Below are 25,551 nucleotides of genomic sequence, written 5' to 3' on the forward strand. Positions count from 1 at the left end.
AGAGATGGAAGCATGGCGACATGTGGAGTTGACTGATACTAATCGATCGAGGACTTAACCACAAAGAGTCATTATTGTAATGAACAACAATTGGTCGATATTCGGCTTTCTTGACATCAATTCTTTATCTAGTTTTGAAGGAACAATCCTTCAATTGAATATTCGTCTGGTGATAATGGCGAAGAGGTCACACCCGTTCCCATGCCGAACACGGAAGTTAAGCTCTTCAGCGCCGATGGTAGTTGGGGGATCTCCCCCTGTGAGAGTAGGACGTCGCCAGGCAAATAGATGAAAGAGTAGCTCATTATGAGTTACTCTTTCTTTGTGTAGATTGTTAAAATGAATGTGCGGTGAGTCTTGGAAAGTTATTATTTGGAAAAATACGCAATAAACGAAAATATGGCGCAATTAGCGTGAAAATGACGCAAATAATTTAATAATGACGCAATTCTCATCGAAAATGACGCAATAAAGTCAGAAATGACGCAATCCACACCAAGCCATTCCATTCTATCTATAAATCAAACTCTCAAATGTCCGCTAATGGCTCCATTCTCACCATTTCACCAATGTAACCGCTTATCCCTCACAGTATATGGACGACAATACTTACCCCTAAGTCCTCTAGTGCAGACTAAAAGTGCATGACAGGGGGGGGAATGTCAGGACGGTGGCTCGAACACCATAATTGAAAAAAGTGAAGCTAAAAGATTTCGCCGCTCATTACTAGCTGCTGCCATCAACGCAGATGGTTGTTAGGTGTTCCTACTTTTGGGTATCTTCCGTAGATTCATACGTTTTCTTTCGGAGAAGTTGACTTCTTTATTTATTAGTTCTAGGATATTAATATATAGAGGTTTGATTCGAAAGGGTGGTACTCTTGCAAGGTTCTTCTAGTACTACGATTGATCAGTTTTTAACTTGGCTTGAACATGAGGGAAAATCATCAAATACCATCTCGACTTACCATCAGGAACTAAAGAAATTTGAAAAATGGCTACATGAAACGAATAAAGAACTGGCCAAAATTACGCAAAAGGATGTTCAGAAATACATCTACTATTTAGAGGACAAAGGAAAGAGTCCCATTACGAATGATAAAATTCTTGGAGTGATACGAACGTTTGGGAAATTCTTGAAGAAACCGGACATTACGTTTGATATAAAAATTCAACAATGTACAAAGACAAATGAAATTGATGTTCTTTCGCAGGCTGAGTGTGATCAATTATTAGCAGAAGTGGAAGAGAACGAGAATGAAAGAAATGTGCTCATTGTCTATATGTTGCTTCATACAGGAATGCGTGTATCAGAGCTATGTTCACTGAATAAAACGGATATAGATTTACAACTTAATCAACTCTCAGTGAAACCTACTTCTGAAGATGAGAGGATAATACCGTTGTCTGAGGGATTGAAGCATCACCTTTTAAAGTATTTTTCATCTGCTGAGGTAGAGAAAGCATTGTTTGTTTCGAAGTCGGGTGACAGGCTGACTGAGCGTTCGGTACAGTATATGCTGAAAAAATACGGGGTAAATGCACAAAAGCTCCGACATACATTTTGTCAGCAGTTAATTGATAAAGGAGTAAGCTTGGAAATTGTCTCAAAGCTTGCGGGTCATAAAGATATTAATGTGACTAAAAAATATGCCAGATCCAGGGTGAAGGAAGACGAATTTGAGAATGCGATACGAAGTGCTTTTTCCAGAAGGACATTGAATTAATTCCATGCTCTGAGTATTTAGGGGAATGATTTTCTCTATATTATTTTAATGAAATGCATAGAAAAAAGGATGCGAACAAAAGTCCGCATCCTTTTTCTATGAGTTTAAGATATTGACTTACCCAAAATCAATATCTTAGTAAGGGAGTAAGTAGCTAGCTTACAACCCAAAGTCTTATCGTACTCTTTCTTTATATCATTAAATATGCAGTGGTGTCGATGTGCAAAAAGTGGAATTCGTGTATTCGGATTCCACTTTTATTTAATATTAGAAATTACATGGGTGTTTTTGCATGGATATAAATTCACTCTAAAGTTTTATTATTGTTAGATACAGCAAAAAGGAGATTCAATGGAAATATAAATGAGAATAAAGTACTTCTTTTCCTTTTTTAATAAGTCTTAGCCTTTAGTAAAGTTAGTTTCTAGGTAGGTTAATCCTTCTGTCTGGATAAAGCTGCACCCCTCAGGAGCAGGCGTCTTCAACACCTCAATCGACAACTTATTCAACCGTTTCGTCAACTGTGCCTGCTCAGAAGGGCTGAGGATGAACTGTACCCCGTATAAACAGAAATCAGACATATGTTCTTGCTTCCATACTATTTTTCCTGAAAGAGTGACTGGCTCTCCTAGTAGCACGGTATTGAAATCAAAAATGATTCCGGGTGAAACAGGCAGCCTTAGATGAGTCAGGAATCTTAATCCACCTGGACCGAGGTTTTCTACCAGAACTTCTGTTGTTCCTACTGTTGCAGACTTTCCATTTACGCTCGCTATCGTCATATCGGTTCGCAGAGGGTACGTGAAGTCGATTCTGAATACTTCGCGCCTTTCCTCGACAGGGGCTTCTGCCTGGATCGATTGCGGGATTAGGACGGGATCGATCAAGAACTGCTGGAAGTCTTCAGGAGGAACGGGTTTACTGAATAGGTATCCTTGTAATATGTCGCAGTCCTGCTCTATGAGGAACATCCGCTGGTCTTTTGTTTCCACACCTTCTGCTACTACTGTCAAGCGTAATCCGTGTGCCATGCGAATGATGGATTTCGTGATTTCGGCATCACTTTCATTCAGGTAGTCGCGTATGAAGCTCCGATCAATTTTAACGGTGTCGACGTTAAATTTTTTTAAGTATAAGAGAGAGGAGAATCCTGTTCCAAAGTCATCAAGGGAAAATCGGATCCCTGTCTCTTTCAATCTTTCAATGGATGAAATGAACGTTTCTTCGTTCTGGATCAGTACACTTTCTGTTATTTCAAGATCAAGAAGGGAGGGGGTTACACCGGTTTCTTCTATAATATTGAGAGTGGTTTCCACCCAGTCATTCCGCAGAAAGCGTTTGGGTGACATATTGATGGAAATGGGAATGAGGGGAACCTCTAATCCCTCCCACTCTCTTAGTTGTTCACATACTGTCTGGATCACCCAATCGGTAATGGGGATGATGAGCCCATTTTCTTCAGCGATGGGAATGAATTCATGAGGGGATATCAGTCCCCATTCCGGATGCTTCCATCTGATCAGAGCTTCTGCTCCGACCAATCGGCCGGTTTTGCCATCCACTTTAGGCTGGTAATGTAAGAGAAGTTCATCCTTCTTTATTGCTTTACGAAGATCCTTCTCTAATTGAAAGACTTTGAACGATTCGATATTCATGGACGACGTATAGATTTGAACATTATTCTTCCCCATTTCTTTCGCTCTGTATAAGGCGGTATCAGCCCTGCCCATAAGCGTCTCCGGATCTTCTCCGTCGATGGGATACAGGGTCATCCCGATACTTGCGGTTACAAATAGCTCATATCCGTTGATAAAGAAGGGTTCTTCCAATGATCGTATCAGTTTTCTGGCAAACGAAACGGCTTCTTCTGTATCCTGTATGCGGCGTAGGAGGATGGTGAATTCGTCTCCTCCCATTCTGGCGACAAGATCACGTTCAGGAGTATTCTGTTGCAGCCGGGAAGATATCTCTTTAAGCAGGAGATCGCCTTTTTGATGCCCCAAGGTGTCGTTGATCCGTTTGAAACCATCCATGTCTATGTATAAAACGGCAAATTGTTTTTTTAATGTGCTGGAACTTTCAATAAGAGTGACAAGTTCATCTTCAAACATCCTTCGATTCGGAAGGTCAGTCAAGTAATCATAATAAGCAAGGTGGGCCATGGCTTCTTCTGACTTGATCTGCTCGGTTATGTCTGTGATAATCCCGTCCAGTCGGATCAGTGTTCCTTCATGATTGAATACAGGTATCGTGTTATCTTCGACCCAGCGGACTTGACCTTCCTTATGGATGATACGATAGCGCCCTTTTGGTGGCTTTGAGTCTGCCAATATCTCTTGCCTTGATTGATAGTATGGCAGATCGTCAGATGCTATGAGGTCTGACCAAATAATCGTTCCTTCTTCAAATTCCCGGCTCGTGTATCCGGATATATTCTCAATGCCCTTCGAAGTGAACAGGATTTTGTTCTCTAGTACATCCATGGACCAAATTCCGGCATCCAGATTATCGTAGATTTTCTTGACGTGCTGTTCTTGTTCTTTCATTTTCGTTTGGATGTGTACTTGTTCCGTAATATCATGGGATGTTCCAATCATGCGGACCGGACGCCTGTTTTCATCAAGAAGGACATCTGCATATTGATTCACGACTCGCAGGGAGCCGTCCTTCTTAATGATTCGATAAGAAATGCTGAAGATACATTTCTCTTCAATCGCTTTTTGATACTGGGTCTCGAAGTTCTCCCGATCATCGGGATGGATTCGCTCATACACCTTTTCATAAGTAGGGGTTTCATCCATGTCCAAGTCGAACAGAGCGTACATTTGATCGGACCAAAGAGCTTTGTTATGAACGATATCATAGTCCCACGTTCCAAGATCCACAAGTTCCTCTACCGTATTGACGCTCATTTCAAGTTTGGAAAGAATGGCTTTCTGGGCTTCCAATTCGGTGATGTCACTTATGAGGAGAACGACACCGAAGGGTTCATTCCGATTGAAAAGAGGCTGGAAATGGACGTTCGTTTCAATGAGTTTCCCATTGCGAAGGATATGAGCACTCCGGTACTGCTGGTATTCCCCATCCACTGCTTTACTGAAATGCTCAAGGGTATCAGGAATATAGGGCTGGGGAATACAATTGGAAATGAAATGCTGAATATTCTTAATTTTTCGATCAAAAAATGTCATTGCCGCTTTATTCGAGGCAAGTATATGGCCATCGTGATCCATGATATAGATAGGATCAGGATAACGATCAAATAATAGTTCGTAGATATTGATCAGCTGTTCGTCGTCAACCGAGTCATTTTGAGATTTTCTGAGAAGATTCATCACCTTTAACAAGCCAGCTGTTCCCCTTTCGCTCACAATATACTATGAAAAATATACCATAATACCTATTGGGAATGGAATGCACCTGAAAGAATATTCGACTGGAAATCCCCCATTTCCTCAAATTATGAGATTTTTCTCAAAAATATACAAATATAAATGGAAATATTCTGGGAATGGTATATAATAGTAATAAAGTCTCATATCTCGAAAATATCAGATAATAGAGGCTTATACTAAAGAGGAAAAAGGATGGTGTTCGGTTTGAAAGGTTTAAAAGAGTTGGTTACTCGAAGGACATTGGCAATCAGTCCTGCTTATGATGGAATTCATCAGTCGATTGTCCATGATTTCGGAGGCAGGAAGACAGCAAGGAAGAAATCAGCGATGGAGATTCTCGACGAGTCTTGCCTCGCTTACAGGTCCACGTATGATGGAAGGATCAAGGCTGTCCGGCATGCACTTGACTACCCTAGAAAGACACCTCTCATGATTTGCCCGCAGCAATACATCTATGCGATACCCACCAAGGCCCCGACCGATTATGATTGTATATGGCTCTTTTGCCAGCATATTGAATCAACCTCCACCACAGAAGGAATTACCTACGTGCATTTTACCAACGGAGAGAAACTTGAAATCAATTGCTCTGAAAATGTGATCACCAGACAAAGGGAGCGTGCCGCCGTCACCATGACCCATTTCTCCACCATCCCGACCATCTCATCCATGAACCGCAACGAAACCGAACTCTTTTTCCCGGGATTCCAGTCAACCCTCCACAACCTGGGCGAATTCAGCGCCCATCTTTGAGGGACGGACCTCTAACTGAATAACTAAAACAGGAGTAGGAAGTGTGTTCCAACTCCTATTTGTCGTTCTCCGGATCTTTTTGAAAAATTCCCCATCATTCCCACGAAAAAGAATGGTCTATTCTAAAATTAAATTTCATATAATACAAAATGTAATTGAAATATTATTTTAAACAAGAGTATAATAGAGTTAATGAAAACGCATACAGATTTTACAGGAGGAATGAATTGTGACACAGGATAATGTTTTCGAATTATCGACCGAGAAGGTGAACCGGAATACGCTTGGGATTGATACAGCGAGTACCGGTGAGATTCTTTCCATGATGAACGAGGAAGATCAGTTGGTGGCTAAGGCTGTCAAGGAAGTCATCCCACAAATAGAAAAAGTGGTCGATAAGGTGGTGGCGTCCATCTCTCAAGGTGGAAGGCTCGTCTATATGGGAGCGGGTACGAGTGGAAGGCTCGGTGTCCTGGATGCGGTGGAATGCCCGCCGACGTTCAGCGTGGATAGTGACGTTGTCGTCGGCTTGATTGCCGGAGGGGAGAAGGCGTTCGTGAAAGCGGTGGAAGGAGCCGAGGATGATGAGGGGTTAGGCGTATCGGATCTGAAAGAAATCGGACTGACTCCTGTCGACACGGTTGTCGGAATCGCAGCGAGCGGGCGTACCCCTTATGTTATTGGCGGTTTGAAATATGCAAGGGAGTTAGGCGCGACGGCAGTGGCCCTTTCCTGTAATAGGGGCTCAAAAATCTCTGCTGAAGCTGAGCTTGCGATCGAAGTGGATGCAGGTCCAGAAGCATTGACAGGATCCACCCGTTTAAAAGCAGGGACGGCTCAGAAGATGGTGTTGAATATGATTTCCACAGCAAGCATGATCAAGCTCGGGAAAGCCTATGGGAACCTGATGGTGGACGTGAATATCAGTAACTACAAGCTTGAACAGCGTGCGATCGGCATCATCGAGAGCATCACGGGGGCAGATAAAGAAACGGCAGCAGCGACGTTGAAGAAGGCGAATAACGAAGTGAAGCCATCGATTGTGATGATTACCCTCGGCTGTGAGTATGAGGAAGCGAAGAATCGATTGGAAGATGCCAACGGATATGTCCGGCTGGCCATTGAAAAATAGTCTATTCGTATAGGGGTACCTGTCCCCTCCCATTCATAGACATAAAGTGGGAGGGACACTCAGGTAGATAGATGGAACGAAAGGGGAAGGTGAAATTGACGAATAAAGAACTGGCTGGAGTCTTATTGGAACGGTTTGGCGGTGCTGACAATATCGCAAGCTATGAACATTGCATGACGAGATTGAGAGTGAAGGTGTATAACGAAGAGCTCATCCAGAAAGCGGAGATTAAAAAGACGGAAGGCGTGCTCGGGTTTGTAGAGGATGAAACGTATCAGGTCATCCTTGGTCCTGGTAAGGTCAATAAAGTAACAGAAGAATTCGGTAAGCTTGTTTCAGCGGGGGCTGGGGACCTTGACCTGAAGGCACGGGCAGCGGAACAGAAGGCTGATCTCAAGAAGAAAAACGCCACACCATTCAAACTGCTTCTCAGACGCGTGGCGAATATCTTCATTCCCCTCATCCCGGCGCTGATTGCGTCAGGATTGATCACAGGGTTCACAAAGTTCTTCGTACAGGCCGGATGGCTGAACGGGGAATCCCAGCTTGTCATGATGCTTTCCATCATCGGAAGCGGCTTATTCGGGTACCTTGGTATCCTTGTCGGGATGAATGCGGCGAAGGAATTCGGCGGCTCGGCGGCGCTCGGTGGTTTGGCCGGGATTCTGATCATTAACCCGGCGATAGGTGATGTGACGCTGTTTGGCGAAAATCTATTGCCTGGCCGTGGTGGATTGATTGGTGTCTTGATTGCGGCCATTTTCATGGCTTTTGTAGAAAAGAACGTTCGAAAGGTCATCCCGCAGGCAATCGATATCATTGTGACGCCTACAATCGCGTTACTTGTTACAGGTTTATTGACGTACACGGTATTTATGCCGGTCGGTGGTTTTATTTCAGATGTGATCACAAATGGTCTTCTTTCCCTTATTGATATGGGCGGTATTGTAGCCGGGTTCGTCCTCGGTGCCACCTTCCTGCCTCTTGTCGTGACAGGATTGCATCAAGGATTGACACCTGTCCATTTGGAATTGATCAATACGATCGGGGACGATCCGCTATTACCGATCCTTGCCATGGGTGGAGCCGGTCAGGTTGGAGCGGCATTCGCCATTTTCATGAAAACGAAGAAGAAGAAGCTGAAGAGAGCAATCGGCGGGGCTCTGCCTGCCGGGATGCTTGGGATCGGGGAACCGTTGATCTTCGGTGTGACCCTACCATTAGGCCGACCGTTCCTGACCGCTTGTTTAGGTGCAGGATTCGGTGGTGCGTTCCAGGCATATTTCGATGTTGCGACGTTTGCCATCGGGGTATCCGGTTTGCCGCTGATCTTCTTGGTCAATGCAGGAGAGATACTCTATTATACTCTTGGACTATTGATTGCCTACGCAGCAGGTTTTGCGTTGACGTATCTGTTCGGGTTCAAGGATGAAATGGCGAGTGAGTTTGAATGATCGGAATTTCCGTTTATCTTTCCGATGAAGATGCTGAAGAACGTATTCTTCGAGCCTCTTCATCGGGCATCAAGCTTGCCTTCACCTCTCTTCATATTCCGGAAGAATCAGGTGTAAGTCCTGAACGAGTTGGAGATCTTTTATCCCTTTTTAAAAGGAAGAGGTTTGAGGTGTTCGCCGATGTATCGAAGAAAACGCCAGGTATACTTGGACTCAATCGTTTTGAAGACCTGAAAGAGTTGGGCGTCACATCCCTGAGGTTGGATGATGGATTCACGTCGGAAGAGATGCTGGAATTGGCCAGTCAGTTTCAAATCGCCATCAATGCCAGTACCGTTGGAGAAAAAGAGTTGAAGCAATGGATCGATAGCGGATTGAAACCTGGGAATATGATTGCCTGGCATAATTTTTACCCGAAGCCGGAAACGGGGTTGGATGAGGAATATTTCCTCCAACAGCAGGCACTCTATGATTCCCTCTCGATTCCTGTCTATGCGTTTGTGCCAGGAGATGAAGACAAGCGGGGGCCGTTACATGTAGGGCTTCCTACTTTGGAAGATCATCGGGGGCAAAGTCCCTATGTCAGTGCCGTTCAATTGAAGCGGTGGGGCGTGACGGGTGTGTTTGTTGGAGATCCCGGCTGTTCCCCGGAACTTCTTCAAAAGCTCGAACACTTTGATCGGGAAGACGTCATCGAGCTTTCTTACGAAGGCAGCGGTGAAATAGAAGGGGAGTATCAGCTCCGGCCGGATCCGGGTAGGGATGTGCTGCGTTTGCTGGAAACAAGGACGAATGAGATGGTGCCTCCTTTGAACACGGTTGAACGGCCACGGGGCACGATTACCCGGGATAATGATTCTTATGGACGGTATCGAGGGGAAATGCAGATTGTCCGTCATGACCTGGATTGCAACCCAGCAGTCAATGTGATGGGGATGATCCGCAAATCGGACCTTCCTCTGATCGAATCATGTCAACCAGGTCAAAAGCTCCGGTTGATAAGAGGGACGGACCTCGTAGATTAGTGATGTTAAGAGCATGAGATGATGATAAATCATGCTCTTTTTTTATTCTCTAGGTTGGTTTTCATTACATTTTAAAGATAGTAACCGAAATCTTCTTTTTTTCTGTTATGATAATATCAACGAATATTTCGACAATAACCGGAATGAAGGGAATGCCAATCAATGACTAGTGCTTCAACCATGCTGATACAATACCTTGAGGATCATTCAGATGAATTTTTACATAATTGGCTTAAAGATATCGTGATTTCAGAAAGCGACATCTATAAAGAAGAAGTGTTGAACAATGGAGTGAAGATGTTTCAATTAGTGAAGCGTGCGATTGAGAAACCCCTCAGCGAAGAAGAAATCACGGCCCTTGCCCACAAGACGGCATTGGAACGGGTCAATGCCAAAGTGAATATCAGTGAGTTTGTCTACAATGTGAACATAGGGAAGAGCATCATTATCAAATGGGTGAGTAATTCCGGGATCGAGCTTCGGGAATTACAGCCGTTGATTGAAGATATCAATGCCCTATTTGACCGCTTTTCTTATCTTGCCGTGAGAAAGTATACGGAAATCAAAGAAAAGCAGCTTCAGGAGAAAGAGCTGTATATCGATCAGACCCATAAAGAACGATTGACGATCCTCGGACAGATGAGCTCGAGCTTTGTGCATGAATTCAGGAATCCGTTGACTTCCATCATCGGGTTCACGAAGCTCTTGCAGAACGGCTACCCTGATCTGCCGTACCTCGATATTATGCAGCATGAGCTCGAACAATTGAATTACCGCATCTCTCAATTCCTCCACGTATCGAGGAAGGATTTGATCGATAGCACGAAGGAAGAGATCATTCTTACCCATCACTTGGAAGAGACGATCGAGTTCTTGTATCCGAGCCTCCTGGATGGGGACGTTTCCATCGAATTCAAATGTGAAGATGATATCAAAGTGCTGGCTAACGGAGATGAACTAAGGCAGGTATTTCTAAATCTCATCATGAACTCCATCGACGCCCTTCAGGAAGTGGACGGACATAGACAGATCAATGTGTGCTGCAATGTGAAAGAAGGCAGGACGAATTTGAAAATTTCAAACAATGGGCCACGGATCAAAGAAGAGACGATCGGAGCGATCTTTGAACCATTTTATACAACCAAGGACCTCGGAACGGGAATCGGACTTTATATTTGTAAAAAACTGATTGAAAAACATGGGGGAAGTATCAGCTGTCAGTCAAATGAGGAATGGACGACGTTTACGATTGGAATACCGGTTGAATCAAATGTAGCGATGTAAAAATAACACCTCATTCATTTGAATGAGGTGTTTTGATAGTGGAGCGAAGGACTGGAGGTCTGCCGATGGAATAATAATCGATGGCAGCCGATTCAGCTTCTTCCAGTGAAAAGCAATTCCGTCCATCAAATAGAATCGGAGTTTTCATCAGCCTGGAAATGGTTTTCAGTCGCAGGACTTTAAATTCTTCCCATTCCGTCGCAATGAATAACATATCCTGATCCTCAATCGCATCAAAGCAATTGTCGGCGTATGTCACACTTTCTCCAAGAATGGCTTTCGCATTTTCCTGGGCTACGGGATCGTATACGGTCACCCCGACTCCTTCGTCCAGTAAACGTTTGATTATTTCCATGGAGGCAGCCTCCCGGATGTCGTCTGTATTCGGTTTAAAGGAAAGCCCCAATAACCCTGCCCGCTTTCCGGTTAAATTCTTTACAACCTCTTTCGCCTTTTCTACCAATTTTACTTGTTGTTTCGCATTGACGTGAATGACCGATTCCAGCAGGTCGAATGTATGCTCCATCTCACCTGCCATTTGAACGAGGGCATTGGTATCTTTCGGGAAGCATGAACCTCCATAACCAATTCCGGCCTGCAGGAAAGAAGAGCCGATCCGCTGATCCATTCCCATTCCTTTTGTCACATCCTCCACGTTAGCCCCGAGCTTTTCACACAGATTAGCAATTTCATTGGTGAAGCTGATCTTTGTCGCCAAAAATGCGTTCGATGAATATTTAATCATTTCAGCACTTTCAATAGAGGTGTGTAAAACCGGTACCTCGAATGGCGCGACCATCTCTTCAAGTTTCCTTGCTGTATAGTCGTCCTCTGTGCCGATGACGATCCGGTCACCGTTGAACGTATCATGAATGGCGGAGCCTTCCCTTAGAAATTCTGGATTTGAAGCCACTCTAAAACTGCCGGCTGAACTGGCATGAGCATTCAACCAGGTACTCATCTTGCGATTGGTTCCCACTGGTACAGTACTCTTTGTTACTACGATCGTACCGTCCCTCCGGACAATTGAGCCGATTTTCTTTGCCACATCTTGAAGGGCTGAAAGATCCGCTGAACCATCTGGACGGGAAGGGGTTCCGACGGCAATGATGATGATTTCTGCCTTGTCACAGGCGATTTGATAATCTGTCGTGAAGGAAAGGTTTCCGGATCTCGCATTTTTCTGCAGTAAACCTTCTAAACCCGGTTCGTAAATAGGGGACTGGCCACTTCTTAACATCTCTACTTTCTCTCTGTTTGTGTCGAGACAAATGACGTGATGACCAATTTCCGCGAGACATGCCCCTGTGACCAGGCCGACGTATCCCGTTCCAATCACGGATACATTCATTCCGTTCCCTCCTTTTCCAGTAACTCTTTCAGATAGGATGTTAAAGATGATTTTAGTTCCGGCCTCTTCATCGCACATTCGATTGTCGCTTTAATGAATCCAAACTTATCACCGATGTCATAACGATCGCCGTTGAACACTTTGGCATACATGGCGTGCTCCTGATTATAGTCGTTCAAGGCGTCGGTCAATTGAAATTCCCCGCCTGCCCCGATTTGCATTCGTTCTAAATAAGAGAAGATATCAGGAGTCAGAATGTATCTTCCCATGATGGCAAGGCGTGAGGGAGCTTCATGTGGAAGCGGCTTTTCGATGAGTCCGCGAATTTTACGGATGCGATCTTCCTCCGTTTTTTTCGGTTGGAAAGGATGGACAATCCCATACTTTGATACGTCTTCATCCTTCACTTCCTGAACTCCGATGATGGGAGCCTGAAGCTCATTATACGAGTCAATCAGCTGACTGACACAAGGCTGTTCAGAAAGAATCATATCGTCCCCCAGCATGACGGCAAAGGGGTCATCCCCGATGAAGGAACGTGCACACAGGACGGCGTGACCCAATCCAAGGGGCTCCTTCTGCCTGATATAATGGATGTTTGCAAGATTTGCAATCGACTGGACTTCCTCAAGGGCGTCCCATTTTTCTTTCTTCTCCAATGTCGCTTCCAGTTCATAGGATTTATCAAAGTGATCCTCGATACTCCTTTTGCCCCGCCCGGTAATGATGATGATGTCCGTGATGCCGGAATGTACAGCCTCTTCTATAATATATTGAATGGTCGGTTTATCTACGATCGGAAGCATTTCCTTCGGTTGAGCCTTGGTGGCCGGGAGAAATCTTGTACCGAGTCCCGCTGCAGGGATGATGGCTTTCGTGACTTTCTTCTTCTTGGGTAAGGATGATGATAATAATAAGGAGAGATCAGATTGTATCATTCTTTGCACCTCCGAAAATATGTATCTTCTTCTATATTATCAGAGGAGGGGGCAGGATATCCCTTGGGAAAGGTTGGTTTTACGAAGAATTTACATAGAGTATGGGAGAGGGGGTTTTTGATAAGACTGAAGAGGATCATTAGTGGAGGTCAGGTGATATCCGTGAAGGAAGAGGGCAGTCTATTCGTTGGTTTGTATTGGGGAGTGGTCTTCAGTATTCCACTTTGGATTTCGATATTTGGATGGATAAAGATGTGGCAGAGGGTGATGGGGTAAAGGGAAATCTATAAAAGTAAAAACCCCACTGAATTTTCATCAAATGGGGTTAATCCAGCTATTTATACGGCCGCGCCTTTTTGCTCTAACATAAACTCACTCAGTTCCTCTGCAGGAACCGGCCTGCTGAAATAATACCCTTGCGCATACTCACATTGTAACTCCTTCAGCCACTCCAATTGGGATTCCGTCTCCACACCTTCCGCCACGATGGCCAGTTTCAAATGCTTGGCCATGGCATGAATTGCTGAAACGATCGCTTTGTTGGACTCATTATCATCGAGTCCCATAATGAAGCTCCGATCGATCTTCAACGTCTGTATCGAGAATTTCTGCAGGTAGCTTAATGAGCTGTACTCGATGCCGAAATCATCGATGGCGATGGAGACACCGATCTCACGCAGGGCATTCAGTTTCGCCAAAGCTTCCTCCACATGGTGCATGGTCGTGCTCTCGGTGACTTCGAGCTCGATAAGGGAAGGGTGAACCTCATATGTTCGCATGACGTTCCGTACCATTTCCACAAAAGTGGCATCATGAAACTGCCTGGAGGAAACATTGATGGATACCTTGAATTCATAGCCCTCCTGGATCCATTTCTTAAGCTGTTTGCATGCTTCGATCAGAATGCGTTCCCCAAGGGGGATGATCAAGCCGGTTTCCTCTGCCAGGGGAATGAAATCTGCGGGTGAAATCAGTCCTTTCGCCGGATGGTTCCATCTAATCAATGCTTCTACCCCGACGATACGGTTCGTCGTCAAGGAAAGCTGCGGCTGATAATACAGCTCGAACTCTTCATGGACCAGAGCTTTTCGAAGGTTTTCTTCAAGTTCGATCGGATTGATCCCTTTCTCCTCAAGCTGATCGGAAAAGAGTAGCCGATACGCTCCTTCGCTCTTTTTCATCGTATACATGGCGATATCCGCCTTTTTCAATAGGGTGGAAAGATCACGGCCATCTTGGGGATAGAGGGAGATCCCGATGGACGTGCTTGTCATGATTTCATGTCCGCCTATGTCAAAAGGCGTCTTCAGGCTTTCGTGAATCGCTGCCGCCATCTTATGGACGTCACCCCTATTATCGATGGACGGAAGCAGGATGATGAACTCGTCCCCGCTCATCCGCGCGATGAAGCCTTTCTCCCCCAACACCTTTACGCATCTTTCTCCCACCCGGGAGATGAGTTCATCGCCATACCCATGTCCCAATGTGTCATTGACGATCTTGAAGCGGTTCAGGTCAAGGAGAAGGATGGCCATCTGGTCATGACCTTGTTGAACCTTTTTCTCAAATTCTTCATTGAAATAGCGTCTGTTCGGCAATCCGGTGAGTTCATCGTGAAAGGCAAGATACTGAATTTGTTTCTTGTCGCGGATGGCTTCGGTTATGTCCGTCGCTAATACGTGGGCACCCGTCACTTCTCCATCGAGATAGATCGGCACCACGATGACCTGGATGGACATAATGTGCCCTTTCCGGTGTGGGAACTCCATTTCGAATTTCGAAGCTTTCCCGATTAAGGATGCCTGGAACGCCGACTGAATCTGTTCTAAATCTTTATCCATCACATAGGTGCGGAACCCTTTGCCCACAATCTCTTTTATAGAATAACCCGTCATGTCCGCAGCCCGCTCATTTGCTTCCACGATGATGGCATCCCGGTTATACGTGAAGATGGCGGAAAGATTATTCTCGTATAAAGATTTGTATTCCTGTTCCTTTTCATAAATCTCTTTCATCTGCTTTTTATGTAGATCATTGGCTAAATGGTCCGGTATGAACCAAAGGATAAGCAGGATGGCCATTTCAATAATGAAGGGAATCAGATGATTATTTTCCACAAGGGAAAGATACGACCCGTATTTCTCAGGAGAAAGCAGGGAGTAAGCTGTCAGGTAGGTAATGCCGGAGAAACCAAGGCCCATCACAATACTCCAAAAGGCATGCTGCTTACCCGAATACGAACTGCTTTCCTGATTATTGAGCTGCAGAAGCATCCGGAAAAAAGGGAAGGTCACACCAAGTGTCATCAGGATCGTCAAGCAGATATACATCGGTTTGAATGCGACATAGGGATAAATCAATCCAACATATGTGGCAAAATTCCCCGCCATCATAATTAGGGAAAATATGAACCCACCCATGATAAAGTTCACTTTATCCGTATTCACATCCTGGAAAAGACGGAGGGACAGATAGATACTGAAAAAACAAATCACTAAAAAGATCGGAGCGAAATAAAAGAAGCGCTGGATGAAGATTTCATATGAAACCATCAACGTCACAGAAGCGTGGAGCAGGCAATAAAAAATCGTATAAATAAAGGAAGGAAGAAACAATTCCCATCTGCTCAGCACTTGCTTTTGACCGTTTCGCTTAAAGGCTTCCTTCAGTGCAAGATAGCTGCAGCCAGCCGATAAGAGGATGCTCATTATTAAATTGATGGATATCACCAGAAAACCAGTCATAATTACCTCCGCCTAAATACCTATTTCTAACAGTATATCATCTATTTCGACGGGATTTTCTTTTTTCTGTGTATTTTTTGCTTTTATCGACAAGGCTCTTGAAGATGATCCAGCTGCCTTTCCACTTGTTGAAAGGAGTATTGATACCTCCCATTTGATGGTACTAGGGATGATTATTTGTCTATGATGGGGGCTCATAAAGACCTTTCGACAAGTCGGCATGATTATGTGAAATTTGGCATGAATATGGTGGATTCCGGCACGATTATTTGGAATCCCGCATGAAAAGTTCAAATCTCGCATGATTCTCCCTCAAAGTCGCATGATTCCAGAAAAAAGACATTAAAAATATGAGCCCCATATCCCATTTCACCTTACATAAAGCTTCGAATAAAAAAACCTCCCCGAACCACCCGGAAAGGTCACTTCAATCGTTCAATATCCTCGATGATTTCCTCATACGGAGGATTCGACACGCCTTCATACTGCTTCAATAATACGCCGTTCTCACTCACCAGATAAAAAGAGGTCCCGTGAACAAACTGGTCCGAACCCTCGACCTCCGCAGCGGGAGTCTTAAAGGAAACATTGGCAAAGGACTCAATCTCATCCCTGGAGTACCCTGTGAGAAAGCTCCAATTCTCATCATCGAATTCGTACCGGCTGCTGTATTCCGTCAGGACCTCCGGCGTATCATGCTCCGGATCGATGCTGAGGGACACGAGCTGGACCTCATTCTCAAATCCCGCGTCCGCAATCTTCTGTTGAAGCTTCGACATATTCGCCGTCATGGGAAGGCACACTGTATCACAACTAGTAAAAATAAAATCCGCAATTAGGATCTTTCCTCTATAAAGATCAGCCAACACCGTTTTCTCACCACTCTGATCCACAGCGTCCAAATCCCCGACCTCCACCTTCATCGGAAACGAATCCTCCACATCCTCACCCTGACATCCGCTCAGCAGCAGCAGACAAAACAAAGCGGCTACTAACACCATAAACCTCATTCTCACTGAATTTCCCCCTTCTATAATAGAGGTCCGTCCCTCAAAAGTGAGGGACGGACCTTCCGTGATTAGTCGATGAATTGTTTGTCGATCAGGTCGGTGAATTTTGGTTTTTCTTTCAGGAATTTGAGTTCGTAGGAGGAGTCTGCGAATGCCTGGACGGCGTCTGAGTCCACTTTGTAGGTGAATCCGATTCGTTCCCATGCCTGGTCGACGACTTCTTTACTTAGTTCCTGTCCGGTTACTTCTTTCACGTCTTTGATTGTGATTTCTTTGGCTTCTTCAGGGTTTTCCTCAATGAACGCAGTCGCTTCTTTATGTGCGTCTACAATTTTTTGGATCGTGTCCGGATTTTCTTTTACCGACTTTCCTGAAGCCACAAGGACGGAAGCAGGAAGTGTTTCCCCGAAGGAAATTTCATCATGGTCGATGATGATGTTGGCGCCTGTTTCCTGTTGGATCACAGCCGCCCATGGCTCCGGTGCGACGGCAATGTCAACCTTACCTGATTTCAGCATATTCGCATACTGAGCAGGGTTCCCGGTTACGTGCTTCATCGTGCCGCCGATCCGCTGAGACTCGATCCCGTGCTCGCCGAGGAATGTTTCCACTTGAACGTCATGGGTACAACCTACGGCAGGAGTGATAAAGGATTTCCCTGCAAAATCTTCCACGGATTTCACACCGCTTTCCTTACTCGCCAGGACCACGGTTCCACCAGTGGATCCGCCGCCGATGATTTTCACGTCTGCACCTGTCATATAGTTGTTCATGGCAGGTCCCGGTCCGACAAGACCGGCATCAATTTCACCCGTTTTTAAAGCGGTCATGAACGATGAACCGTCAGGGAATGTTTTATATTCAACCTTCGTTCCGTCACCAAGCTCTTTTTCATAGTATCCTTTGTCTTTTGCGACCATTGCCGGTACGTGGTTAATATTCGGGAAGTAGCCGATAACGACTTTCTTGCTGACGTCCCCGCCTGAGCTTTTTTCCGTCCCGCAGCCGGCAAGCACTCCAAGGAAGGTCAAGAAAATAGTGACTAGTAAAAACGTTTTTTTCATTTTGTATCCTCCTAATGGCGGATGAACCCGCCGATTTATTTACGATTCCAATCCCCAGCGTTTGATCACTGATTTTTCAATACGCTGGAATAACAATTGATCCACAATCGCCCCGATGACACCGATGATGATCATTACGGCGATCACGAGGCTCATGTCACCGAAATCCGAGGCGTAGCGGAGCGTGTAACCGAGTCCCGGTCCCGTACTAAGGAGTTCCCCGGCCATCAGTGCCCGCCACGCGAATGCCCATGCGAGGCGTGATCCCGTTACCACGTATGGGATCGATGCGGGGAAGATGACCCGGATGAATAGGTCCAATCCTCTTGAACCCATCGTCTGGGCAGCTTTCAAATAAAGGGGAGAGACGTTTTTGATCCCCATCCGGATGTTCAGGGCCATGACGAACGTTCCCCCGAGGATGACGACGAAAATGACGGCTTTTTCATTGAGTCCGAACCACATAATCGCCAGTGGAAGCCAGACGATGCTAGGCACACTCTGGAAGGCGAGCAACAAAGATCCGAGCGTATCGTCGGCCGTTTTTGATTTTGCCAGAAGCACGCCGATGCTCGTTCCAATGATCAACGAAATCCCTAATCCGATGAATAAACGTTTAAAGCTTGCAATAAGGTCTATGATCAAGGTTCGATCGGATATTCCTGTAAATAAGGCATCGAATACGGAAGTAGGGGAAGGGAGGACAATCTCTGTCCATAATCCAAACCGCGACCCCGATTCCCAAAGGCCGATGATCAGGGCGAAGAAGATGATGCGTTTAAGAGCGGTGTTCATAAGCCAATTCCTCACTTATCACTTTGTCGATTTCCTTCTTTAAAAAACTCATGATATGTTCTTCGATTTTCACCATTTCTTCCTTATGAGCATCCCGGGGACGGGGGATATCCACCTTGATATCCGCCAAGACCGTTCCGGGACGGGTCCCCATGACGATGATCCGATCTGAAAGCTTAATAGATTCCGAGATACTGTGGGTGACGAAGAGAACGGTCTTCTTCGTTTCCATCCAGATCGTTTCAAGCTGGTGGTGAAGCCTTGAGCGCGTCTGTTCATCGAGTGCCCCGAATGGTTCATCCATCAGAAGGATTTCAGGGTTCATGGAGAGAGCACGTGCAATCGCCACCCGCTGCTGCATGCCTCCTGACAACTCATGGGGGTAATGATCCTGGTAGTTTCCGAGCTGGACCATATGTAGGTACTTGGCGGCCTGCTGCCTTGCCTCTTTTTTGGACATGTCTTTTTTCAGGGGAAAGGTCACGTTTTCCATGACATTCAGCCAAGGAAACAGTGCAGCTTGCTGAAACACCATCCCGCGGTCTTTTCCCGGTTTCTTGATCGGATGTCCGTCTACCAGGACTTCTCCTGTTGTCGATTCCGTCAATCCTGCCACAATCGAAAGAAGAGTGGACTTACCGCAACCGGATGGCCCCAGGATCGATATGAATTCCCCCTGATTGATTTGAAGATTAATATCTTTTAAGACATCTGTGGGCTTTCCTACCTTATCTGGATATTGTTTATTTAGATGGTTGATTTCGATAAACATATCATCACCCTTATCTTATAATTCTTATTAGTTTAGTCGGAATATAAATAACATAATTATAGTATATTGGGGAAGGTTGTCAAGGTTTCCTTTATTTTGGGGGAAGGGGAAGTAAAGAGTGCTTGTCAAGAATGTCTAGTGATTTGTAAATAAAATGAAAAATTATACAAAAAGCGAAATATCTAACGGTTGCTTTCGTCTAATATATAAAAGGAAAAAAAAGCGGGGGAATGAGATGTCCAACAATAGGATAGTAGCAGAATGGTTTACATTATACAGTGATTCAATTTATACGTTTTTAGTATATCGGATGAGCTCAATGGATGTAGAAGACCTGGTTCAGGAAGTGTTCATACGGGCGCTTAATTCGTATGAATCATTCGAGGGCAAGGCAAATCCGAAAACCTGGTTGTATTCAATAGCGAGAAATCTTGCGGTTGATGAACAAAGGAAACGTCGCAAACAGAAGTTATCCAGCAACCCTTTATCACCTCAAATTCTAGAAGCAGCTTCTTTAGAAACACCGGAATCCCAGCTGTTCGTCGTTGAGGAGACCAAGGAACTCCTTGGTCATATCCATAAACTCAAACCGAATTACAGAGACGTTTTGATATTAAAAGGAATGAATGAATTCGATGTAAAAGAAACCGCAGCCATTTTGGGGTGGTCAGAAAACAAAGTACGAATCACCTTTCACCGCGCATGTAAAAAGTTACAAACCATAATGGGAGGATATAGAGATGAAGAATCATGATGACTACACTTTTCAAAATAAGTTTCCCAAGATGAAGTTAAACGATGAAGCAAAGGACAGAATTCATACAAGTATACTTCATCACGTAACGCCTACCCGCCAAAAAAGGAGCTGGAAAGAAGGGAAGTTTATAGGGTTGGTTACAACTGTAATGGGGCTGATTTTATTTTCTGTGCTAACAGCGTATATTCTTTTTGAAACAGAAAAAGGAAAAACTGAGCAGTTGCTTGCAGATGCCGGGGAGAAAGTAGATGCTGTTTATGGCGAGATGGAAAAACATTTGGAAACAGCCGGTCCAAAGGCCTTATTGAAAGAGGTGAACCCTAAGGCACTGAAAGCCGCAGAGGCTTCAATGGGTGAAATTAATGCAGATTCTTCAATCAGTAAAGAGGAAAAGGCAAAAAAGCTGAACAAAAAGATGATCACTCTACAGGAATATAACCAAATGGTACCATTTGTGAATGATTTACAAAAGAACATCACACTTCTAAACAAAGAAATATATGAAGGGAAGTTCCAAGAGGGCGTTCAGGAAGAAATAGCAGGACTAAAGAATGAATTAGATATAGCTAATAAAAAATTTGATAGCCTTGAAAGTGCTAATCTAAAGAGTTTTTTCTCTGAAAGGTATTCACCCCAACTAGCAGCGATTGAAGAGTCGATTAATCAATTACAGGACATGAGTAGTCAAATTGAAGAATTAAGCACAATAGCTAAAGAGCAGTCAATGAATAAAGATGAATTTGATAAACAAATAGAGGGAGTGCTGCAACAACTGGATCGTTTACCTAACGAACAAACGGCAATTGAAATGGAAAATCGATTAAAACAGGCACAAACGGAATATAATGAAATCCAACAAAAGAAGCAAGAAGAAATTAGACAGGAAGAGATTAAAAAAGAAGAGGAACGAAAAGAAGCTGAAAATAATAAAGCTGCAGATTCTCCAAAAGAAGATCAGGATGGTGAATATCCTATGGAGTTTACCGAGACAACACCTCAGGGAATTACAATTAAATATAGCAGGGACTTTAAAGGAAATGAAACCTTACTCCATTATGATGAATTAGCTAAAAAATATGGCGGGAGATATTATTTCATACCAAACTCAGATGGTGGGGTTATTTTCAAAAATGGTCAACAAATAGCAGGAGTTTCAATCTCAACTAGTGCACTTCTTGAATATAAGGATCTCTTTATCGAATTGTGTACTTATAACAGTAAAAATACAAAAGCTGAGTTTTCTGAAATCGTCAATACTGTAATCCAAACCGGGGAACCATACAAAGTGGGAAATGATCAGGGTGGATCAGAACTTCGGTTGAAAAATGGAGTGTTGCTTTATGATTCATGGTAATAGTTAAAGATGAAAGAGACTAAATAATAAGCACTTAATAATGGCAGGACCAAAAAGACGAATTGTTTTTCTGAGGCCGATGAAGAACTTTATGATTTTTATGTACAAATAAGCAGCTTGGTTTGAACGTTTTTTGGTCAAACCAAGTTGCTTTTTCATGAAAAAATAAGCACTACCAGATGCCCCCACGAACGATGCGAATTCCCCTTGATGGATTTCAAGATTACTATCTTTTAAGACATTGGAGACTTCAATACCTAATTAGATAATTAATCTTTATCTACATATCATCAATCCTTCTCATAATTCATATTGTTTTAGTCCAGATCTGTGTCACACTCTTACACTATATTGTGGAAGGCTGTAGAATTTCCTTTTATTTTGTAGGAAAAGATAGCAAAAAGAAAGGTATGTCAACCCAATGAATGAATTTGTAAATAAAATGAAAAAATATCCAAATAAATGAAATATTTGGGGGTTCAGAATCGTCTAATGTATATAAAGAAAAAAACGGGGGGATGGGATGAATAGGATATTTACGTATTGGTTTCATCAAAACAGTGAAATGATCTATCTGCTTCTCGTCCCATCAAGTGGCATAGAGAATGTATTAAGAGAATAAAGTTTGAATCATGTATTTTCTGGCACGTGAAAGTTTTAATTGATGACAGGAGGAAAAATAAATGAAGAAATTAAACAACGAAAATCATTCACCAACTGTGGAGAAGAGTATTTGGAAAAGGGGTAAACGGGGTAGTTTTGTTGCAGCTATACTTGGTATTTTCATATTCTCATTGCTTACAGTTTATATTATTTCAGAAACAGGGAAAGAACGGGAGCATGAACGATATGTTCAGGCAGAGGAGAACATTCAAACGGTTTATAAAGAGATGGGAGAAAATCTGCAGAATACAGCAGAAGGCGAACTATTGAAACCTATAGAAGATTCCAAGGTGAAGTCGGCTCAATCGTCTTTGGAGAAGGTGGATACTGTCTCTGAAAAAGAAAAGAAAAAATTAACCTCAATGATGAAGGAAATCAAAATTTATAATGACACAGTCCCTGAGGCAAATAAGCTCCAGACTACTATTGATGACTTGAATAAAATCCTTTCTCAGGACACTTTTGATGAAAAGTTAGAAGAAAAATTATCTCTGCTGAAAAGGGAAATCTCCAACAAATTGAAGGAATTTGATCAACTGCAAAATGCTACACTAAAAGCATTCATAAGTAAACAATATACTGCCCAAATAAATAACCTCGAAAAAGAATTCAAGAACTATATAGGTGTTCAGGAGGAAGTTCAAGCTCTTAAAAAAATGGCATCAGAACAATCCGTCGGGACGCAGGAATTTGAACAAAAGGCCAAGGAAGTAATGAGTCAGGTTAATCAATTATCAAATAAACAGATGGCGGTGATGATGGAAGACGAAATCAACAAGGCGAAAGCTGAGTTTCAGCAGCTTATGGCAGAGGCAGCAGAGAAAAAGCGCAGGGAAGAAGAGATGTTAGCCCAAAAACAAAGAGAAGAACAAGCTTCGAAACCTAAAGAAGTAAACTCAAGCGGCACAGTATCTGAAGAAAAGGAAGAGCCCCAATCAGAGACCGGCAATCCTGAAGATGAGCTATATCCGTTGGAATTCACGATGACTGGTTCAGATGGGTTTACATTCAAAATGAGCCGTGATTTTAATAAGTATAAAGCTGGTAAAGGGTATGATGACATTGCCCGCAAATACGGGGCCCGTTTTTACTATACCCCAAGCTCGGATATGTCCTATGTCATCATCGGCAGAAAGTTCATCGCGACCGTTTCCCTTGTGTCTGGTGTGGATGTTGAGTATAAAGATCTCTTTATTGATCTGATGACCTTTAAGTCTAAGAAGTACACAAGGGAACAATTTGCTGCCATTGTCGACAAAGTTATAGAGAGTGGCGAACCTTATAAAGTGGAGGAAGGGTCTGGAGGAGAAATATTAAGTGTGGAAAATGGATGGTTGCGTTATGATGTTTGGTGATATCGGGTAGTTATCCTTTAAATACTCGTTGCTATTAACGTGAAAGAGAGGCATCCTGTTGGGGATGCCTCTTTATTATGTATTGCCCTTTCCCTATCAATCTATCCTCAAAAATACCTACGAGTACCCATTCCCTTTACACAGACTACACCACACCTAGTAAAAAACCAGGAAAAATTCACGATTTTGTTTACTAAAATGTTTACTATAATAGCGCTTTCACGTTATACTGTTTTTAAAGATTTTGAAAAGTCTTCATTCAGCTTAGGTGAATGAATGAAAAAAGAGTGATCAATGGAGAGGAGTTACAACTATGTTATTCACAATCATTTCCTTCTTGTTTTTCACGATTCTTGTTGCGTTGATTTCGTATTGGAAAACAAGGGACGAGGATCTGGGCACGCAGGAGGGGTATTTCCTTGCAGGGCGCAGTCTTACCGGCTGGGTGATCGGGGGATCCCTGATGCTGACGAATTTATCGACGGAGCAGCTTATCGGATTAAATGCCCAGGGGTACTCGGATAATATGTCGGTGATGGGCTGGGAAGTCGGGTCGTCGATTGCCCTTGTACTTGTCGCGTTTTATTTGCTTCCCCGTTATTTAAAAGGAGGCATCACGACGATACCTGATTTTCTGGAAGAACGATTTGATTCAAGCACAAAGCAGATCGTGACGATTCTCTTTCTGTTTGGATATGTCTTTAACTTATTACCACCTATCCTTTATTCAGGGGCGGTGGCGCTGAGCGGTATCTTCAATGTTCCTGAAATGCTTGGGGTGGACCGGACGACGGCACTGTGGATCACCGTATGGTCGATTGGGATCATCGGTTCCCTGTATGCCATCTTCGGTGGATTGAAAGCGGTTGCCGTCTCGGATACGATAAACGGAGTCGGATTATTGATCGGGGGATTGATGATTCCGGTCATAGGTTTATTCGTTCTCGGGGATGGTTCCCTGTTCAGCGGATTCCACACGATTATGGAGAACACACCTGAGAAATTGAATGCGATCGGGAAACCGGAAGATCCGGTGCCTTTCAGTACGATGTTTACGGGGATGCTCCTCGTCAACCTCTTCTATTGGGGAACGGCTCAGCATATCATGCAGCGTGCCCTTGCGGCGAAGAATCTGAAGGAAGGTCAGAAAGGGGTGCTGATTGCAGCCGCTTTGAAGCTGGTCGGACCATTTTTCTTAATTCTGCCTGGTATCATCGCGTTCAATATGTTCGGTGAAAACCTGGAACCGACGGATGCCTATCCGCGGTTGGTGAATGAGATTCTGCCGACACCTCTTGTCGGATTCTTTGCCGCTGTGTTGTTCGGGGCGATCCTTTCATCCTTCAATTCAGCATTGAACTCTTCGGTGACACTTTTTACACTGAACATTTATAAGCCGTACGTCAAACCTGGTGCGTCGGACAAGCAGCTAGTTAAAAACGGGAAGTATTTCGGCGTGTTGCTGGCGGTATTTGCGATGATCCTGGCACCGCTCATTGAGAAGGCACCACAAGGATTCTTCCAGTATCTCCAGATTGTAAACGGTTTCTATAATGTACCGATCTTCACCATCATCATCGTCGGGTACATGACCAAGCGGGTACCGGCGATTGCAGCGAAGATCTCGCTCTTTGTTTTCATTACGTTGTATGCGATTACACAATTATTCTGGGATACGGGCCTTCACTTCCTGCATATTTTAGGAATCCTGTTTGTCCTTTGTTCTGCACTGATGCTTCTGATCGGTAAATTCAAACCGAGAAGCACGGATTACAGATTGGAAGAGTCACATAAGGTCGATATGACTCCTTGGAAAATCGTGTATCCAATTGGTATCGCTTGTACGATTGCCATGATCATCATCTATATGGTTTTCTCTCCGCTAGGAATAGGAGCTTAGAATCTATCAAAGACAGTCAGGTGTTGGCCTGACTGTCTTCGTTTATATTTGCCGGGAAGGATTAGTAAAACTTTTACTA

At 43.9% G+C, this 25,551-nt stretch carries 19 protein-coding genes and 1 rRNA gene; 12 read left to right on the forward strand and 8 right to left on the reverse strand.

All coding sequences use genetic code 11. The annotated features are described in order from the left end of the window. Nucleotides 1-165: 165 nt before the first annotated feature. Together rrf and SLH55_RS06410 are read left to right on the forward strand one after the other, a co-directional pair. Nucleotides 166-282: ribosomal RNA gene (rrf, locus tag SLH55_RS06405) — 5S ribosomal RNA — on the forward strand. A gap of 598 nt (nt 283-880) precedes the next feature. After that, entirely contained in the window at nt 881-1,726 is an 846-nt protein-coding gene (locus tag SLH55_RS06410; RefSeq protein WP_320322938.1) for a tyrosine-type recombinase/integrase, read from the forward strand. Nucleotides 1,727-2,127: 401 nt separating this feature from the next. On the opposite strand, the gene SLH55_RS06415 is transcribed toward SLH55_RS06410, so the two are convergent. Continuing rightward, nucleotides 2,128-5,064: an EAL domain-containing protein gene (locus SLH55_RS06415; protein ID WP_320323097.1), complete on the reverse strand. Its 2,937-nt coding sequence runs from the start codon at nt 5,062-5,064 to the stop codon at nt 2,128-2,130. 249 nt (nt 5,065-5,313) lie between these two features. Here SLH55_RS06415 and SLH55_RS06420 point away from each other — a divergent pair, with 249 nt between their 5' ends. From SLH55_RS06420 to SLH55_RS06440, 5 genes are all read left to right on the forward strand, one after another. After that, entirely contained in the window at nt 5,314-5,874 is a 561-nt protein-coding gene (locus SLH55_RS06420) for a competence protein ComK (RefSeq protein WP_320322939.1), read from the forward strand. Nucleotides 5,875-6,103: 229 nt separating this feature from the next. Beyond that, entirely contained in the window at nt 6,104-7,006 is a 903-nt protein-coding gene (gene murQ, locus SLH55_RS06425; RefSeq protein ID WP_320322940.1) for an N-acetylmuramic acid 6-phosphate etherase, read from the forward strand. 71 nt (nt 7,007-7,077) lie between these two features. After that, nucleotides 7,078-8,460: a PTS transporter subunit EIIC gene (locus SLH55_RS06430; protein WP_219166417.1), complete on the forward strand. Its 1,383-nt coding sequence runs from the start codon at nt 7,078-7,080 to the stop codon at nt 8,458-8,460. Next, the gene (locus SLH55_RS06435) at nt 8,457-9,485 is read left to right on the forward strand and encodes a MupG family TIM beta-alpha barrel fold protein (protein ID WP_320322941.1); all 1,029 of its coding nucleotides are present in this window, start codon (nt 8,457-8,459) and stop codon (nt 9,483-9,485) included. The genes SLH55_RS06430 and SLH55_RS06435 overlap by 4 nt, the downstream gene beginning before the upstream one ends. A 162-nt stretch (nt 9,486-9,647) precedes the next feature. Further along, the gene (locus SLH55_RS06440) at nt 9,648-10,769 is read left to right on the forward strand and encodes a HAMP domain-containing sensor histidine kinase (protein WP_320322942.1); all 1,122 of its coding nucleotides are present in this window, start codon (nt 9,648-9,650) and stop codon (nt 10,767-10,769) included. A gap of 10 nt (nt 10,770-10,779) precedes the next feature. Here SLH55_RS06440 and SLH55_RS06445 read toward each other — a convergent pair whose 3' ends face one another. Continuing rightward, nucleotides 10,780-12,120 carry a UDP-glucose/GDP-mannose dehydrogenase family protein gene (locus SLH55_RS06445; protein WP_320322943.1) on the reverse strand — a complete coding sequence of 447 codons (1,341 nt, stop codon included), beginning with the start codon at nt 12,118-12,120 and terminating at the stop codon, nt 10,780-10,782. Then, nucleotides 12,117-13,058, reverse strand: coding sequence for a UTP--glucose-1-phosphate uridylyltransferase GalU (galU, locus tag SLH55_RS06450; RefSeq protein ID WP_320322944.1), 942 nt, complete (start codon nt 13,056-13,058; stop codon nt 12,117-12,119). Before galU ends, SLH55_RS06445 begins: the two co-directional genes overlap by 4 nt. Before the next feature lie 117 nt (nt 13,059-13,175). Between galU and SLH55_RS06455 the strand changes: the two genes are divergently transcribed. Then, nucleotides 13,176-13,334, forward strand: a complete 159-nt coding sequence (locus SLH55_RS06455) for a hypothetical protein (RefSeq protein ID WP_320322945.1) — start codon at nt 13,176-13,178, stop codon at nt 13,332-13,334. 62 nt (nt 13,335-13,396) lie between these two features. On the opposite strand, the gene SLH55_RS06460 is transcribed toward SLH55_RS06455, so the two are convergent. The 5 genes from SLH55_RS06460 to SLH55_RS06480 all read right to left on the reverse strand — a co-directional run bounded on the left by SLH55_RS06460 (nt 13,397) and on the right by SLH55_RS06480 (nt 19,443). Further along, nucleotides 13,397-15,802, reverse strand: coding sequence for a putative bifunctional diguanylate cyclase/phosphodiesterase (locus SLH55_RS06460; protein ID WP_320322946.1), 2,406 nt, complete (start codon nt 15,800-15,802; stop codon nt 13,397-13,399). Nucleotides 15,803-16,224: 422 nt separating this feature from the next. Next, the gene (locus tag SLH55_RS06465) at nt 16,225-16,812 is read right to left on the reverse strand and encodes an SCO family protein (protein WP_320323098.1); all 588 of its coding nucleotides are present in this window, start codon (nt 16,810-16,812) and stop codon (nt 16,225-16,227) included. A gap of 68 nt (nt 16,813-16,880) precedes the next feature. Next, nucleotides 16,881-17,876 carry an aliphatic sulfonate ABC transporter substrate-binding protein gene (locus SLH55_RS06470; protein WP_226676512.1) on the reverse strand — a complete coding sequence of 332 codons (996 nt, stop codon included), beginning with the start codon at nt 17,874-17,876 and terminating at the stop codon, nt 16,881-16,883. Nucleotides 17,877-17,915: 39 nt separating this feature from the next. Beyond that, nucleotides 17,916-18,671, reverse strand: a complete 756-nt coding sequence (locus tag SLH55_RS06475) for an ABC transporter permease (protein ID WP_320322947.1) — start codon at nt 18,669-18,671, stop codon at nt 17,916-17,918. After that, nucleotides 18,655-19,443: an ABC transporter ATP-binding protein gene (locus SLH55_RS06480; RefSeq protein ID WP_320322948.1), complete on the reverse strand. Its 789-nt coding sequence runs from the start codon at nt 19,441-19,443 to the stop codon at nt 18,655-18,657. Before SLH55_RS06480 ends, SLH55_RS06475 begins: the two co-directional genes overlap by 17 nt. 235 nt (nt 19,444-19,678) lie before the next feature. Between SLH55_RS06480 and SLH55_RS06485 the strand changes: the two genes are divergently transcribed. The 4 genes from SLH55_RS06485 (at nt 19,679) to SLH55_RS06500 (ending at nt 25,472) form a co-directional block, all read left to right on the forward strand. Next, nucleotides 19,679-20,197, forward strand: a complete 519-nt coding sequence (locus tag SLH55_RS06485; protein WP_320322949.1) for an RNA polymerase sigma factor — start codon at nt 19,679-19,681, stop codon at nt 20,195-20,197. Further along, a complete protein-coding gene (locus tag SLH55_RS06490) occupies nt 20,184-21,554 on the forward strand; it encodes a hypothetical protein (RefSeq protein WP_320322950.1) in 1,371 nt (456 codons plus the stop codon). Before SLH55_RS06485 ends, SLH55_RS06490 begins: the two co-directional genes overlap by 14 nt. Nucleotides 21,555-22,237: 683 nt before the next feature. After that, nucleotides 22,238-23,572 carry a hypothetical protein gene (locus SLH55_RS06495; protein WP_320322951.1) on the forward strand — a complete coding sequence of 445 codons (1,335 nt, stop codon included), beginning with the start codon at nt 22,238-22,240 and terminating at the stop codon, nt 23,570-23,572. A 313-nt stretch (nt 23,573-23,885) separates the two neighbouring features. Then, nucleotides 23,886-25,472 (forward strand): solute:sodium symporter family transporter, encoded by a 1,587-nt coding sequence (locus SLH55_RS06500; protein ID WP_320322952.1) that lies wholly within the window; start codon nt 23,886-23,888, stop codon nt 25,470-25,472. The last annotated feature ends 79 nt before the right edge of the window (nt 25,473-25,551 follow it).

Source organism: Rossellomorea sp. YZS02, assembly GCF_033963925.1.
Lineage (GTDB): Bacteria > Bacillota > Bacilli > Bacillales > Bacillaceae_B > Rossellomorea.